Source organism: Lactobacillus fornicalis (assembly GCF_055362665.1).
The window spans coordinates 72,429-87,888 of the sequence record NZ_JBLTIM010000017.1 but is presented as its reverse complement, the minus strand read 5'-3'; the positions used below and the strand labels follow the sequence as shown (position 1 = coordinate 87,888).

The 15,460-nt window shown below is 34.3% G+C and carries 14 protein-coding genes, 1 pseudogene and 1 riboswitch; of the genes and pseudogenes, 9 read left to right on the top strand and 6 right to left on the bottom strand.

Annotated features, from left to right (window positions below; genetic code table 11):
- The first annotated feature begins 97 nt into the window (after window positions 1–97).
- Window positions 98–1,363, top strand: a complete 1,266-nt coding sequence (murA, locus tag ACNDLV_RS04965; protein WP_006585912.1) for a UDP-N-acetylglucosamine 1-carboxyvinyltransferase — start codon at window positions 98–100, stop codon at window positions 1,361–1,363.
- A gap of 66 nt (window positions 1,364–1,429) precedes the next feature.
- Here the strand turns inward: murA and ACNDLV_RS04960 are convergent, their stop codons facing one another.
- The 3 genes and pseudogenes from ACNDLV_RS04960 to ACNDLV_RS04950 form a co-directional block, all read right to left on the bottom strand.
- Entirely contained in the window at window positions 1,430–2,854 is a 1,425-nt protein-coding gene (locus ACNDLV_RS04960) for a C69 family dipeptidase (protein WP_006587634.1), read from the bottom strand.
- A gap of 106 nt (window positions 2,855–2,960) precedes the next feature.
- Window positions 2,961–4,244 (bottom strand): nucleobase:cation symporter-2 family protein, encoded by a 1,284-nt coding sequence (locus ACNDLV_RS04955; RefSeq protein ID WP_006585910.1) that lies wholly within the window; start codon window positions 4,242–4,244, stop codon window positions 2,961–2,963.
- A gap of 2 nt (window positions 4,245–4,246) precedes the next feature.
- A pseudogene (locus ACNDLV_RS04950) lies at window positions 4,247–4,826 on the bottom strand (xanthine phosphoribosyltransferase).
- 60 nt (window positions 4,827–4,886) lie between these two features.
- Window positions 4,887–4,984, bottom strand: a riboswitch (purine riboswitch).
- 178 nt (window positions 4,985–5,162) lie between these two features.
- Here ACNDLV_RS04950 and guaA point away from each other — a divergent pair.
- From guaA to ACNDLV_RS04925, 5 genes are all read left to right on the top strand, one after another.
- A complete protein-coding gene (gene guaA / locus ACNDLV_RS04945) occupies window positions 5,163–6,713 on the top strand; it encodes a glutamine-hydrolyzing GMP synthase (protein WP_006585908.1) in 1,551 nt (516 codons plus the stop codon).
- Window positions 6,714–6,823: 110 nt separating this feature from the next.
- Window positions 6,824–7,573 carry a DUF4931 domain-containing protein gene (locus ACNDLV_RS04940; RefSeq protein WP_048588268.1) on the top strand — a complete coding sequence of 250 codons (750 nt, stop codon included), beginning with the start codon at window positions 6,824–6,826 and terminating at the stop codon, window positions 7,571–7,573.
- A gap of 45 nt (window positions 7,574–7,618) precedes the next feature.
- Window positions 7,619–8,248 (top strand): L,D-transpeptidase, encoded by a 630-nt coding sequence (locus ACNDLV_RS04935; RefSeq protein WP_006587636.1) that lies wholly within the window; start codon window positions 7,619–7,621, stop codon window positions 8,246–8,248.
- A gap of 19 nt (window positions 8,249–8,267) precedes the next feature.
- On the top strand, window positions 8,268–8,510 hold the full coding sequence (locus ACNDLV_RS04930; protein WP_006585905.1) for a hypothetical protein: 243 nt from the start codon (window positions 8,268–8,270) through the stop codon (window positions 8,508–8,510).
- 61 nt (window positions 8,511–8,571) lie between these two features.
- Window positions 8,572–9,033, top strand: coding sequence for a YbaK/EbsC family protein (locus ACNDLV_RS04925; protein ID WP_006585904.1), 462 nt, complete (start codon window positions 8,572–8,574; stop codon window positions 9,031–9,033).
- Window positions 9,034–9,079: 46 nt separating this feature from the next.
- Here the strand turns inward: ACNDLV_RS04925 and ACNDLV_RS04920 are convergent, their stop codons facing one another.
- Window positions 9,080–9,625, bottom strand: coding sequence for a DUF4811 domain-containing protein (locus tag ACNDLV_RS04920; RefSeq protein ID WP_006585903.1), 546 nt, complete (start codon window positions 9,623–9,625; stop codon window positions 9,080–9,082).
- Complete coding sequence (locus tag ACNDLV_RS04915) at window positions 9,625–11,100, bottom strand: MDR family MFS transporter (RefSeq protein ID WP_006585902.1); 1,476 nt, start codon at window positions 11,098–11,100, stop codon at window positions 9,625–9,627. Before ACNDLV_RS04915 ends, ACNDLV_RS04920 begins: the two co-directional genes overlap by 1 nt.
- Before the next feature lie 169 nt (window positions 11,101–11,269).
- Between ACNDLV_RS04915 and ACNDLV_RS04910 the strand changes: the two genes are divergently transcribed.
- The 3 genes from ACNDLV_RS04910 to ACNDLV_RS04900 all read left to right on the top strand — a co-directional run bounded on the left by ACNDLV_RS04910 (window position 11,270) and on the right by ACNDLV_RS04900 (window position 14,369).
- The gene (locus tag ACNDLV_RS04910; RefSeq protein WP_006585901.1) at window positions 11,270–11,701 is read left to right on the top strand and encodes a MerR family transcriptional regulator; all 432 of its coding nucleotides are present in this window, start codon (window positions 11,270–11,272) and stop codon (window positions 11,699–11,701) included.
- 148 nt (window positions 11,702–11,849) lie between these two features.
- A complete protein-coding gene (locus ACNDLV_RS04905; protein WP_006587638.1) occupies window positions 11,850–13,388 on the top strand; it encodes an SEC10/PgrA surface exclusion domain-containing protein in 1,539 nt (512 codons plus the stop codon).
- Between the two features lie 153 nt (window positions 13,389–13,541).
- On the top strand, window positions 13,542–14,369 hold the full coding sequence (locus ACNDLV_RS04900) for an LPXTG cell wall anchor domain-containing protein (RefSeq protein WP_006588927.1): 828 nt from the start codon (window positions 13,542–13,544) through the stop codon (window positions 14,367–14,369).
- A gap of 106 nt (window positions 14,370–14,475) precedes the next feature.
- Here ACNDLV_RS04900 and ACNDLV_RS04895 read toward each other — a convergent pair whose 3' ends face one another.
- Window positions 14,476–15,432 carry a nucleoside hydrolase gene (locus tag ACNDLV_RS04895; protein ID WP_006587639.1) on the bottom strand — a complete coding sequence of 319 codons (957 nt, stop codon included), beginning with the start codon at window positions 15,430–15,432 and terminating at the stop codon, window positions 14,476–14,478.
- Between the last annotated feature and the right edge of the window lie 28 nt (window positions 15,433–15,460).

Below are 15,460 nucleotides of genomic sequence, written 5' to 3'. Positions count from 1 at the left end.
AAACAAGAGGTTTAACACATTCCTCTTGTTTTTTAATCGTTTTTCTTATAACATTTACAATGATACATTGACAAAAAGAAAAGGATTGTTTTCCCCAATGAAGCAGATGATTATTCATGGCGGAAAGCCACTAACAGGTGAAGTTTGGATTGGTGGAGCAAAGAATTCAACTGTAGCTCTTATTCCAGCAGCAATCTTGTCACATACCCCAGTAACTCTAGAATGTGTACCGCGTATCGCAGATGTAGATAATTTAATGGACTTATTGAAAGAAATGGATGTTAAGTGCGATTTTAAAGAAACCACTTTATTTATTGATCCAACAGAAATTAAGATGAGTCCACTTCCCGCAGGTAAGATTAAGAGTTTAAGAGCCTCATATTACTTTATGGGTGCTTTACTTGGAAGATTTGGCAAGGCAGTAGTAGGCTTTCCAGGTGGCGATGACATTGGTCCACGCCCAATTGATCAACATATTAAAGGCTTTGAAGCTTTAGGTGCTATTGTTAAAAATGAAAATGACCAAATTATCATTAAAGCACCAGAAGAAGGGCTTCATGGCAATCAAATTAACTTAGCGATGCCATCAGTGGGCGCTACGATGAATATCATTATGGCCAGTGTAACCGCACAAGGTCAGACTGTAATTAATAATGCAGCGAAAGAACCTGAAATTATTGATTTGGCCACTTTTTTAAATAATATGGGTGCTGTTATTCGTGGTGCAGGTACTGAAACTATTAGAATAGATGGAGTTCGGCGCATTGAAGCTAAAATTCCACATACGATAATTCCAGATCGTATTGAAGCAGGGACATATATTTCTCTAGCTGCATGTATTGGAAATGGCATTCGAATTCACAATATTATCGAAGAACACCTAGATTCATATTTAGCTAAAGTAGAAGAAATGGGTGTAGTTATTGACGCTGATGAGGATTCACTTTATGTATATCCAGCTGGCGATTTAAAGATGATACAAGTGAGAACTGATCCATATCCTGGCTTTGCCACAGATTTGCAACAACCTATTACGCCTCTTCTTTTAACTGCTAAGACGGGTGAAGGTGTAGTTATTGATAATATTTATCCTAAGCGGACTAGACACATTCCAGAATTACAAAAAATGGGTGCCAATATTAAGGTTGAGGATAACATTATCTTAGTTCATCCAACTAATGAATTACATGGAACGCGTGTACACGCTGATGAAATTCGCGCTGGAGCTTCACTCATGATTGCCGGTTTAATGGCTGATGGTGAAACTGTAATTGACAATGCAGATAATATTTTAAGAGGATATGATCGCGTTGAAGAAAAGTTACGTAAGCTAGGTGCTGATGTAACTATTCAAGATGCATAATATTTTTAATAGCATAGAAAAGAGCTCACATATTAGTGGGCTCTTTTTTAGTATTTGCAAGTAATCTTAATCAAGTAAGTCGTACTTCAAGGTCATTAAACCATGGCCTTCATCGACCATTTGACCAAGTAATTCTACTGTATTATTGTAAACAACTTCTGCCATTTTATCATTTGCAGCTTCAAGCTTAGTTTGTAAGTCTTTGCCGGTTAAACCTTTAACTGCAAGGTCAGTGTCATGTTGAATCTTATGGCAAGCAGCTAAACTCTTTTGTTCAAAGTCAGCTTCTAATTCACCATATACTCGATAATTAGTATCACCTAATTGAGCAGCTAACTTGTTTAACCAGAAAATTTTAGTTAAATCAAATTTTGCAGTTGTTTGCCAGCTAGCTGGAGTGGTAGTGATATTGGTGTAGAAAGGCACAAAAGTATTAAAGGTATTAGGTCCAAAGGCTAACCATTGAACACCAGCAATTTCAGCAGGGACGTTGTTTCTAATTTGCAAGACGTGAGTTTCAAAATTACGGTTAATACCAATTGGACGGAAAGTTTTCTTTTGTTCAGTAGTTCCTTGATCGCCATATGCATCATAAGGTGTGTCTTGGTAGTGAGAACTTTCGGCCCATTTAATGTCTTCTAAACTAATTTTACGGTTAGCATGGCAAATAAATGGTTGGTCTTGATCACTTGGCTTACCACCAAATTCTGGATTAAAGAAGTTGTGGATATACCAAGCACGTGGGTTATTGTAGTGGGCATCTTTAATAGTAGATGAACCAAAAATATGACGTAAATTGTAACCTTCAAAGTCAGGATTTAAGTTATAACTTTCGATTAAATCCTTTAAATCACTTGAACATACAAAATCTGGGTTATCAAACTTAAATTCATCGATATTTAAACGATTAGGTGCAATTACATAGGCATCATCAGGTATGCGACGAGCAGCCCAGTGATGGCCACCAATAGTTTCAAGGTACCAAATTTCATCCTTATCAGAAAAGGCCATACCGTTCATTTCATATGTGCCATATTTTTCAAGTAAGTAACCAACCCGCTTAACTCCATCTCTAGCGGAATGGATGTAAGGTAGGGTTAAAGTGACGAAATCTTCTTCACCTAATCCGCCTTCTTCAGTGGTCAAAAGTGGATCAATCCCTTGGATTCTTGAGTTAGTAGTAATTGTTTCAGTAGCAGTCATGGCAATGTTTTCAGCGTTAATACCAGCTGCAGCCCAAATGCCATTTTTGCCAGAAGCATCAGGAGCGCTTGTGTAACGAAGTGGTGTTAATGCTAAATCTTCATCATCGATTACTTGCTTACTAATGACGCTTTGGTAATGCTTAGGTTGCTGCTCTGGGTTAACGACTTTAAAACTTTCTGGAATAATAGTTCTACCACCATCTTCACTTCGAGCAATCATGGTTGAGCCATCAATACTTGCTTTTTTACCAACTAGAATAGTGGTACATTCAGTTTGTTCTTTCATATGCATTTCCTTCTTTTTTTTAACTTAATTCCATTGTAGGAGAAAAAGCTCTAGGATAAAAGAAAAGCTTGAGTTAAATACTCAAGCTTTAAAAAATGTATAGTTATTATTTGGAATTTAATCCATCTTTACCTTTGAAAATTAGATTCAAAAGAGTTGCGCTAAGGCTGGCAACAACAATACCGTTACCTAAGAATAGCTGAACGGTTTGTGGTAAGTGCTGAAAAATTCCTGGATAAGAAGTTACACCTACACCCAAACCAATTGATAGGGCAATAACTAGGATGTTGCGATTATCACCTAAATCAACTTTAAGAAGCATTTTAATTCCTTGAACTGCAATCATGGTGAACATTACTAGCATTGCTCCACCTAAAACAGAAGTCGGAATAATAGTTACAATCGCACCAATTTTAGGGAGTAATCCTAGTCCCATCAAAAGACCAGCTGCCCAGAAAATCGGACGACGAGTTTTGATACCAGATAATTGTAGTAACCCAACGTTTTGAGAAAAAGTGGTATAAGGGAAGGTGTTAAAAATACCTCCAAAGATTTGTGCTAATCCTTCTGCACGATAACCGCGTTTAAGATCATCTTCATTAACTTCTTTTTTGAGTAAGTCACTAGTAGCAAAGAAAACTCCAGTTGATTCAACCATAGATACTAGTGCAATGATTATCATGGTTACGCAAGATGACCATTCAAATTCTGGTTTACCAAAATAGAAAAATTGCGGTAAGTGAAACCAAGAAGCCTGTAAAACAGGAGTAAGTGATACCATTCCCATAAAAGATGCTAAAACAGTTCCAACAATTAACCCAATTAAGACAGCAATTGATTTTAAAAAGCCTTTAGCTAGCAATTCAACTAAAATAATTACTAAAATTGTTGCAAAAGCAGTAATTAAGTGCTTACTATCACCGAAATCTTTGGCAGTAGCAGTCCCTCCACCCATATTTTGGAAGGCAACTGGAATTAAGGTTAAACCAATGACGGTAATTAGACTACCGGTGACAACAGGTGGAAAGAGCTTTTTGATTTTCGAAAACCAGCCAGCAATACAAAATACGAAAATACCGGCTACGATAATTGCACCGTACATGGTATTGATGGTAAATTTTTGTCCAATCATTTGAAGTGGTGCAACTGCTTGAATCGCACATCCTAAAACAACAGGTAAGCCAATTCCTAAATAGCGATTTCGGAAAAGTTGTAGTAAGGTTGCCAGTCCACACATAAAAATATCAATTGAAACTAGATAGGTCATTTGGGTAGAGTTGAACTTTAAAGCTGTTCCAATTAGTAAAGGAACTGCGACAGCTCCTGAATACATTGCAAGTAAATGTTGCAAGCCTAAGACAGCTGCTTTTTTATGAGATACTTCTTTCATGGTTATTCTTCTCCTACAAAGTGAACTTCTCCGCCTTCAAAACTAGCAATATTAGCTAGAGCTTCAAAACGTAAACCTTGCTTTTTAATCCAGTCGCTACCACCTTGGAAATCTTTAGCAACAACGGCACCAACACCGACAATTTTTGCACCGGCTTGTTGGACAATTGAAACCATTCCCTTAACAGCTTCACCGTGGGCAACAAAGTCATCAAGAATTAGGACTTTATCAGTTGAACTAAGGAATTTCTTTTCAACACAAATCTTGTTATTAACTTTTTTTAGTGTAGGAAAACACATCTGCTAAGTAGACAGCATCATTAAGAGTAGATGGCTTTTTCTTGCGAGCAAAGACCATAGGAACATTTAAAGTGTATGCAGCCATAATGCTTGGTGCAATTCCAGAAGCTTCACATGTTAAAACTTTTGTAATGTCACTGTCTTTAAATAAACGAGCAAATTCTTGGCCGATTTCCATCATTAATTTAGGATCTACTTGATGATTTAGGAATGAGTTGATTTTTAGTACATCCCCCTCAAGAACTTGTCCATCTTTCTTAATACGCTCTTCTAATAACTTCACGAGAACTCCTCTCTGTTGCATAAAAAAGGCCTCTTCTACCATGACTATGGAAAAGAGGCCTCTAATGTGCTCATTATCTATAGTCTGAAATTTAAGGTTTCAGGTAGAAACTGTTGCCCATATTGCAACGATATATAGATTAAATTATTATTCGTTTGTATTCTATCAAAGAAAAATATTTAGTACAATCAAAAGTCATTATATTTTTGTATTTAAGTGGTTAAAATACAGATAATTTATTAAAATGGTCAAAATAATATTAGCTTTTTGGTTGACCAAATTAAAAATTATTAGTATAGTCAGTTTAATTTATAAGTTCAAAAAAGGAGAAGTAGGGTGTCTGTAAAAAATTTAACTGACTTTGATAAAATCATTGTTTTAGACTTTGGTAGCCAATATAATCAGCTAATTACCCGCCGATTACGTGACTTTGGTATTTATTCAGAATTATTGCCAAATGACTTATCCATTGAAAAAATTAAAGAAATGAATCCCAAGGGAATTATTTTCTCTGGTGGACCAAATAGTGTTTATGATGAAGGTAGTTTAAAAGTTGACCCAGCAATTTTTGAACTGGGTATCCCAATTTTAGGAATTTGTTATGGGATGCAGTTAATGGCTCATGATTTGGGTGGAAAAGTTGAAAAAGCTGACCACTCTGAATATGGTCGAGCAGATATAAATGTTGCAGATGCTACAAAATTATTTGACAAATTACCTGCGAAACAAACTGTTTGGATGAGTCATGGTGATTTGGTAACAAGTGTACCAGATGGCTTTGAAACTTTAGCATCTAGTCCTAATTGTCCAATCAGCGCAATGGCTAATGTCGCTAAGAAGTTTTATGGAATTCAGTTCCATGCAGAAGTACGTAATTCAGAATATGGATTAGATATTTTGAAGAACTTTGCCTTTGGTGTCTGCGGAGCGCGTAATAACTGGACGATGGACGACTTTATTGATTTAGAAGTCGAACGCATTCGCAAGCAAGTTGGTGATGGTAAAGTAATTTTAGGTTTATCTGGTGGGGTAGATTCTAGTGTTACTGCTACTTTACTTCATAAAGCAATTGGCAATCAATTGACTGCGATTTTTGTTGATCATGGCTTGCTTAGAAAAGATGAAGCCAAGCAAGTTATGGAAGCCTTAAATCGTGACTTAGGTGTTAACATTATTAAGGTTGATGCTCAAAAGCGTTTCTTAGATAAATTGAAGGGTGTTACTGAGCCAGAACAAAAACGGAAAATTATTGGTAAGGAATTTATTGAAGTCTTCAATGAGGAAGCTAAGAAACTTGATGGTGTAAAGTTCTTGGCACAAGGTACTCTTTACACAGATGTAATTGAAAGTGGTACTAAGACTGCGCAAACTATTAAGTCACATCATAATGTTGGAGGCTTACCAAAAGACTTGGGCTTTGAATTAGTTGAACCACTAAGGAAGTTATTCAAAGATGAAGTTCGTGAACTTGGGGAAAAATTAGGTATTCCTCATGAACTTGTTTGGCGTCAACCATTCCCAGGACCAGGTCTTGGAATCAGAGTGATTGGTGAAATTACTGAAGAAAAACTTGAGATTGTCCGTGAAACTGATGCGATTTTACGTGAAGAAATCAAAAATGCTGGTCTTGAAGAAGAAGTTTGGCAATACTTTACTGTTTTACCAGGAATTCGCTCAGTTGGTGTAATGGGTGATGGTCGAACTTACGATTACACTATTGGTATTCGTGCAGTTAGCTCAATTGATGGTATGACTGCTGACTTTTCAAAATTACCATGGGATGTCTTACAAAAAGTATCAACTAGAATGGTTGATGAAGTTGATCACGTTAACCGGGTAGTTTATGATATAACTTCTAAGCCACCTGCAACAATTGAATGGGAATAAAATATAACTCGTTAGCAAGGCTAACGAGTTTTTATTTACAATCTCTAAAAATAGGTATATAAAATTAAGAATATACAATTATAAATATAAATTAAGGATGCGAAATGTAAGTGACTCCATTAGTCTTTAATACCCAAATAGCCAAGGGAAAGCCATCTAATAGTGACTGTTGTCCCTTTTGTGATATTGAAAATTTAACAGGAATTATTGAAAAGCAAAATCAATTTATCTGGCTAGAGAATAAATATCAAACACTGCAGGATACTTATTTAACTTTAATCATAGAATCAAATGAACATTTGGGAGATATTGCTAGCTATTCTTATGAATATAATCGGTCTTTAATTCGTTACGCAGTAGATAAATGGTTAAAATTAAGTGCTTCTAAGCAATATCGAAGTGTGGCGATGTTTAAAAATTTTGGGCCCTTGTCAGGTGGTAGTTTAAGCCATCCTCATTTACAAATTGTGGGTTTTAAAAAAGCAGATATTTATTCTGAAGTTTATCCAGAAAATTTTATTGGATTATCAATAAAAAAGGACCAAAACTTTGAAGTAAATATGTCATTACAACCAATTATGGGATATACAGAATTCAATGTAATTATTTCTAATATGGATAAGTTAGACTTATTTGCAGATAATATTAAAGACTTAGTTAGTTTTTGTATGAGTGAGGCTTTCTATCGAGGAAGATGTAAATCATATAACTTGTTCTTTTATTATATTGATGAAAAAATAATTTGTAAGTTAGTTCCTAGATTTGTGACACCACCATATTATGTTGGCTATCGACAATCACAGAGAAATAGTGAAGCTAATTTAGAAAGAATTAAGGCAGATTTTTTGAACTATAGTTAATAATTAGAAATACGAACAAAAAATGTTACAATAATAATGAATTGATTGATTTTCGAGGAGTTGATTGTGATTAAGCTTAATAAAACTTCACTGGCTTCTTTAGTAGCAATAGTTTTAGCAATAGCTCTAGCAAATACAGCAGTGTTAGATCAAGCAAAGACTAAAGAAGTTAACTCATCATCATTGAAAGTAACAAAACATAAAGAAAAAAAGACAAAAGAAATAAAAATTGACTGGCAAAAGCCATCTGAAAATAAACCCTACCCTAATGTTACTGATTATCCAAAAATGTGGATAAAAGTTTCCAAAGCGAAACAAAGAACTTATTTGATGAATGGTTCAAAGGTTTTGTACACTATGTATTGTTCTACTGGTTCTGGTGGTGACCGTGCAACGCCTGAAGGAACTTTTTATATTCAAGCAGAACGTGGGGATTTTTTCTATAACCAAGGAAGTGGCGAAGGTGCAAAATACTGGGTTTCTTGGAAGGACCACGGGATTTATCTGTTCCATACTGTTCCAACTGATTCTCAGGGGCATTATGTTGAATCTGAAGCTGAAAAATTAGGTAAAAAAGCCAATTCTCATGGATGTATTAGATTATCTGTTTCGGATGCTAAATGGTTCTATGAAAATATTAAAGAAGGAACAAAAGTCGTAATTACCAATAGCTAATTTTAGTGGGGATAGATTAGTGAAGCTAATAAAACTGTTACTTGCCAAGCATTACCAGTTTGAATGCTGGCTAGAAAATTATTTCTGGTTAAATCATTTAGTTAAGGCAAATCGCTTATTTATTGCGGGTATTTTACTTTATAATTTCATCTGTCTGTTCTTTAAACAATTACATCTTGTGGGATGGCGCGAATTTTTTATTATTTTTGTCTTATTGAATGTAGTTTTATTTGGTGTGCGTTTTTGGAAATTAGAAAAATAAAGTATTCAAAGTTTAAGTGCTTTGAATCCTTTTTGATAATTGAAAAACAGGGAATATAAAAATGAAAAAAGATATTGAAACTTTGTTAAATAAGTTGAAAATAAATTATCGATTGATTGAACACGTTCCTGTTTGGAAGATGGAGGATGCGCTTGATTTAGCCTTGGATTGCGAATTGCTCAAGAGTTTAGTCTTTAAAGATGAAAAGAATCAAACTTTTTTCTTGTTGGTATGCAAGGCTGAAGAAAGAGTTAATATTAGTGCTTTAGCTAAGCTTGTAAGAACTAGTCGAAGTAAGTTGAATTTTGCTAGTAAGGAAGATTTAATAGCTTTAAAAACTAAAGCAGGCTTGGTTAGTCCATTAGATTTTTCAAATAAATATTCAATTATCATAAGTGAAGAAGTTAAAAGTCTTGGCAATGTAGGGATTCATGCAGGGAGTAACATTGAAACATTAATTTTAGATGTTGAAGATTTAGTCAAATGTTTAGTAAAACAACAAAGAAATTTGATTTGGATGTAAAAAAGACTAAGAAATTTTATTTCCTAGTCTTTTTATCTTATTTAAATTATTTGTTCTGAGCTTGAGCTTGTGCAATCATTTGCTTCTTCAAATTGGCAACTTCCTTAGTTGATAAAACTTTCCAGGAACTTGGAATTTCGAAGATATTAGTCCGCTTCTTTAGTTCATTTTCTTTACCTAAAAAGCCAAAGAGCAACTTATAAAATTTATTTTTAAATTCATAGCGAGTTTCTTTTGTAACTAACTTAGCTGCTTGATAACCGGTTTTAACTGAGCTACTAGTTTTAATATTCGCTTGTGTATGTTGTTTTTGGCTATTGTAGACGTAAATTTTTGGCCCCTGACTGCCGACTTGCTTATATACTAGTAAGTTGACTTGCCCCACACTAGTGGTTGGCTTAATTGTTTGTACTTTAGTAGTGGTTTTTTCACTCATCCCAAAATGAACATTTTCATTAGCCATGATACCAATACCACTTACTAAAGCTAAGGCTAGCCCTAAGTAAGCAATAAGATAATGAAATTTAGTAATAGGAATTACATTGAAAATGAAATAAATTACTAAACCAATAATCAAAAATAAAATAGCCATTACTTTGCCTCCTTACCATCAGTTATTTCTTCAGATCTAGCGCTGTTACCTTTTTGTAGAAAGACAGCTGCAAATAAAATTAAAATAGCAAAGATAATTGCAACGATAAATGCGGATTTATAGCCTAAAACAACTGCATTGATAGCTTGATCCTTATAAGCTAATGGGTTTTGACTAAGTAAACTTTTGGCTGGTGTATTAGAACTTGCTACGTTAGTTAAAACGGATGTCAAAATAGCTGTTCCAATTGATCCTGCAACTTGACGAACGGTATTGTTAACTGCAGTACCATGTGTCATTAAGTCAAGTGGCAAAGCATTCATACCAGCAGTTGTTACTGTCATCATCATCATTGCAATCCCAAACATTCTGACGGCATAGAAGACAGTGATATAGATGGTAGGAGTGTTAGGACCGATGAATAAGAAAGCACTAGAGCCAAAAATTAGTAAAATAGTACCAGTAATAACAATTTGTTTAGCACCATATTTATCGAATAATCTACCAGTGATTGGTGACATAACTCCCATAGCAATAGCACCTGGAAGTAAAATTAAACCAGATTGAAGAGCAGTTTTGCCTAAAACATTTTGGATATATAATGGCAAAATCATCTCAGCGGCAAGCATTCCCATGTAAGATAAACTACTGATAAGTGTGCCTAAAGTATATTGACCTGTTTTGAAAACATTAAGGTTTAAGAATGGCTCATCAAGCTTAAATTGGCGAATAGCAAAAATAGCAACGATTACAGCACCAATAATTAATGAAGCAATAACAGATGTATCTCCCCAACCTTTGGATCCTACTTCCGCAAAACCATAAAGCATAATACCAAAACCTGCAATGGAAGTTATGACAGACCAAAAATCAAGTTTAGGATTAGTATTAGGTAGGACATCCTTCATTAAGAAGAAAGCAGCAATAATAACAATAGAAATGATAGGAATAATCATTCCAAATAAGTCACGCCAAGTAAAATGATCAACAATATAACCGGATAATGTTGGCCCGATTGCAGGTGCCATACCGATGGCTAATCCCATTGTTCCCATAGCAGCACCACGTTTTTCAGGTGGATAGATCATTAAGATAATGGATTGCATCATTGGCATTGAAACACCAGCACCCACGGCTTGAATCAATCTACCAGCAAGTAGCACCTGAAAATTAGGCGACCAGTAAGCTAAAATTGTCCCGATAAGATAAACAATCAAAGCACTAATATACATAAGTTTCGTGGATAATTTATTGATTAAATATGCACTAACCGGAATCATAATTCCGTTAACTAAAGTAAAGCCTGTTGTTAGCCATTGAACAGTACTTGCATCAATATTGAATGATTTCATCATCGATGGATAAGCAGTGGCTAAAAGTGTGGCTGTCAAAATTGTGACAAACGAACCAGTGATTAAAACGGTCATTAGTAAAGTTCGATTGTATTTATTACCGTTAATATCAGTTGATATCATAATTAGCCTCTTTTCATAGTTTGATAAAAATTATAACTTATATGTCAAATTATTTAGCGATAAAGATTGTAAGATATTTTGATATTAATGTCAAATAATTTTACAAAAGCAAAAATATATTTTAAAATTAGGATATAATAAATTGCAGATATGAAAAGATGGTGATTATATGATTAGCGCACATAAAAATATGCTGGGAATTATCAATAAAATTCAATTGAGTATTGGTGATCTTAGTGATGGTATTGGAGTAAGTCAGCGGCAACTACGTTATTGGGAAGAAAAAGGCTATATCAAACCAATTGCAGATAATGAAAAAGGCGTTAGAAGGTATAGTTTTTTTATGGTTGGTAGGTGTGCGCAAATAAAAGAGTTTTTGGATGAAGGCTACACATTAACAAAAGCATATGAAAAGACCATTGAAGATGAACAAAAGAAGAAAGTATTCCGAGATTTTATTTTTAATCAAGGTGGTAACTTTACAATTAATGTTACTGATAAAGAGCATTCATATGGTGAAATTGACCTAGGCGCTAAATGTGAGGGTAAAGAGCTTTTTGGTGTTGTTGATAAAAATGGCGTTAGATATGAATTAAGATGAAATAGCAAACAATAAATTAATACCATAGTAATTATTATCATTGTAATAATTGCTATGGTATTTTTGATGAGCACTTATATATTAAATGGAATTAGGAAAAGAAGAGTATAGAATAAAAATATAGAGTTATTCTATGGGAGGAAAAGCAATGAATAATAAATTTAAAGATACAGTAGTGGGCACAGCTGCTTTATTAGCAACAACAACAATTGCGTTAACAACTAATAGTCATCAAGTAAAAGCTGATAATAAAGAAAATACTAAGCAAATTAATAATAATAGCACTAGCTCGCTTGAAAGTACTGAGCAAAGAGTTACTAAAGCTGAAAGTAATGTAAATGACGCTCAATTGGAGGCGAATTCAGCAAGTCGAAACAAAGTTTTAGCCGAGCAGAAAAAAGATCAAGCTTTTGATACCCTCAAGAAAGCAAAGGAAAATCAAACTAAAGCCGAAAATTTAGTTAAGGAAGCTCAAAATAAAGTAAATAATAAGGAAATTGGTGAAAAGCAGGCTCAAAAGGCAGTTGATGAAGATAAAGTGGCAATTGACCAAGCTCAGTCACAAGTAGACGAAGCTAAAAAGACAGCTGATTTAGCTTTGGATTCTTTAAATGAAGCACAATCAAAGGTTACTAATCAAGAGCAAAAGGTTAAAGATGCACAAGTAAAAGTTGATAATACCCAAAAAATAGTAGATAACACAAATGTTGGTAAAATACAAACAGACTTAGATCAGGCAAATAAGAACTTGACACAAGCCCAAAGTTCTTTAGATGAAGAAAATAACAAATTAATAAAAACTCGTGTTGCTATTGATAATAGTAATGAGCAATTAAAACAAGGGAAAGCAGAACTAACTCAAAAGCAAGCGCAATTGGATCAAGCTAATGAACAATTAAAGAATAGTCAAGAAATGGCAAATAAGGCTAATGAGGATTTAACAGCAAATGAAAATAGTCTGAATCAACTTAAGCAGAAAATAGCAACGCTTAAATCAACTGAAGAAAATCAAGATAAGCTTATTTATGGCACCGACTTTATTAATTTAGTAAAAAAGTATAAAGAAGAAAATCGAGATAATTGGGGATTTTGGTCTTCATACCCCGATTTAGCTGAAGTGGCTAAAAAATACTATGAAGCCAATTTCCAAGGGTACAAACCAACCAAAGCAGATGAAAATACATATTACACTATTAATAATGGCTTGATTGATAAAGAAGCGATTAAGCAAATGTCACTTTATGCAGCTTCTTTATTAAATCCACTTCGTATAAGTTTGGGTGAAAAACCGATTCTCGTGTCAGATGCAAGCATTGAAGTGGAATTGGCTACTATAAAAGCTTATAATGATGCCAATCAAGGCTTTGGCCATCTTGAGAATATTATTCAGGATAAAATACCTAAAGAATTTGGCTTTTGGACTGAGGGAGAAAGTATCGCTATGACCACTAATTCTTCAGATTTGAAAGGAACTAGAGTGTCTTTAGCTGATTTAAAGATGGGGATTCGTCAAGCAATTGCAATGTGGGTATTCGATGATAATGACCAAGGCTATGGACATATGACAGATGTTTTAAGTCTTCGCATATATAAGTCAGAAGATGCTGCAATTTCGATTGATAAATTCGGAATATTCCACTTTAATGACATTGTTGAACCTAGTGAAGATGGAGAATTCGCACAATAAAAAAAGACAGGCCAAACTTATAATGAGCCAACAGATGTCGCATCAGAATTAGCTAATTTAGAAGCAGAAGAAGTTACTAAGCAAACAAGTTATGAAGCTGCTAAGGCAAATGCTGAACAACTAAATAATAAGCTCAATGCAGATCAACAAGTAGTGAACAAGGCTCAACAAGCTGTTAATGATAAAGCTAATACTATAAAGAACATTCAATCTAGTCTTGCCCAATACATTGAGCAAGAGAATAATATTAAAAATACAATCGAAAAACTCCAATCTAATATTAAGAGTAAAGAAGAAATAATAACTAATTTAGAAAATCAATTAGCAGAAGCTTCAGCTGATAATAAACAAAAATTAGCTGATTTACAAACTGCAAAAAGTAATTTAGATGAAGTAAATAATGAATTAATTTCACTAAATACTGATTTAAAGCAAAAACAAACAAATAATGATATAGCTAAAAAGACTTTAGAAGAAAAAACTTCCATTTTAAATGAAGCTAAGCAGAAATTAGAATTAGATACTGCTGATTTACTTTCGTATCAACAAGCACCGGAGAATTTAAAGAAAGCACAAGATAATCTTGCACAAGTACAAGATGAATTAGAAAAAGCCAACAAAGTTTATGAAGAATCAATAAATCTTCTAACGATATCTGCAAATAATGATGAGCTAGCTCAAAATAAATTAGCAGAAGCTAAGAAAGAATTAGCTTCTGCTAAAGCAGCATTATCCGCTCTAAAGGCGTTGCTAGAGCCACAAAAGATTGAAAATAATAGTGCTGAATTTATTAATAAGCAACAGATGCCTGAACAAGTAATTAGTAAAATTAAGAATAGGACTATGATGCCTGAAAAGACTAGAGTTGAATCCAATAAAACTTTGCCTCAAACTGGTAATGATTCATGGATTTTAACAAGTTTAGGCGTGCTATTAAGTCTTTGGGGAGTAATGGTTAACTTTAAACAAAGAAAAATTTAAGTTATAAAAATTATTTTCATGTGAAGTAAAAGCGTTGATATATCGAGGTTTATAACACCGAGGATATCAACGCTTTTTTATTATAGATGATTTAAGAAATTAACTATTATTTGGATTCTTTAAACCAATTTTCTAAGCTACTACAAATATCGTGGCTAACCTTGTCAGCTTCTATATCAATTGCGACTTTAACGTTAGGTTTTTCTTTGCGCAAATCTTCTAGTCTACCAATGGTTCTACCGCGGCTAGGACCTTCAGTTTCACAAGTTAAGTGCATAGGTAAGAAGGTAAACCACTCAGGATGAATTGCTGCACATACTGCCGCTGGATCGTGAAGACTACCACCATGTAAATATGGAGAATATTTATCATAAATGTGAATGTAGTAATCGACAATATCAGCATATTTTTCACCGACAAAAGTTTGTGTGTCACGCCATTTCTGTGTGTCAGTTAGGCCAATTGGTGTTTTCATTGTGACATCTAGCCCTATCATGATTACTGGCGTACCACTTTCAAATAAGATTTTCGCAGCAAGTGGATCTTGGTTGATGTTAGCTTCGGCATATGGGCTAACATTACCGCGAACTGTGAGAGCCCCACCCATGATGACAACCTGACCAATTTCATCTTTGAAAGCAGGGTATTTTTGTAAAACTAAAGCCAAGTCAGTCATAGGACCAGTAGCAATTACTAGCAAGTCTTTGCCATATTTTTGGGTGGATTCAATGATAAAGTCAATCCCACTAGTTGTTTCAACTTGGCGTGTTGCTGCTGGAATGATCACTTGACCAATTCCATTTTCGCCGTGGATGTCAGCACTAACTTCCATACGGTCGAAGTGATCTTGGTCAATTGCATGGTCATTTCCTAAGTAAACAGGGATATCGGTCTTACCTAACATTTCTAATAAAGCCAGAGCATTTTTGGCCCCTTGTTCAGTATAAACATTACCGTAAGTGCCAACGACACCGATTAAATCAAGCTCATCTTTGGCAATTGTGTAGGCAAGTGCCATTGCATCATCAATTCCAGTATCAAGGGATAAAATTACTTTTTTCATGGTGAAGTCCTTTCTAAAAAACATCTAG

Excerpts from the sequence above, each read along its gene's own strand:
- ACNDLV_RS04920 (WP_006585903.1), bottom strand. The coding sequence starts at position 9,625 with ATGGCTATTTTATTTTTGATTATTGGTTTAGTAATTTATTTCATTTTC.
- ACNDLV_RS04910 (WP_006585901.1), top strand. The coding sequence starts at position 11,270 with ATGATTAGCGCACATAAAAATATGCTGGGAATTATCAATAAAATTCAA.
- ACNDLV_RS04895 (WP_006587639.1), bottom strand. The coding sequence starts at position 15,432 with ATGAAAAAAGTAATTTTATCCCTTGATACTGGAATTGATGATGCAATG.
- ACNDLV_RS04915 (WP_006585902.1), bottom strand. The coding sequence starts at position 11,100 with ATGATATCAACTGATATTAACGGTAATAAATACAATCGAACTTTACTA.
- ACNDLV_RS04955 (WP_006585910.1), bottom strand. The coding sequence starts at position 4,244 with ATGAAAGAAGTATCTCATAAAAAAGCAGCTGTCTTAGGCTTGCAACAT.
- murA (WP_006585912.1), top strand. The coding sequence starts at position 98 with ATGAAGCAGATGATTATTCATGGCGGAAAGCCACTAACAGGTGAAGTT.
- ACNDLV_RS04925 (WP_006585904.1), top strand. The coding sequence starts at position 8,572 with ATGAAAAAAGATATTGAAACTTTGTTAAATAAGTTGAAAATAAATTAT.
- ACNDLV_RS04960 (WP_006587634.1), bottom strand. The coding sequence starts at position 2,854 with ATGAAAGAACAAACTGAATGTACCACTATTCTAGTTGGTAAAAAAGCA.
- ACNDLV_RS04905 (WP_006587638.1), top strand. The coding sequence starts at position 11,850 with ATGAATAATAAATTTAAAGATACAGTAGTGGGCACAGCTGCTTTATTA.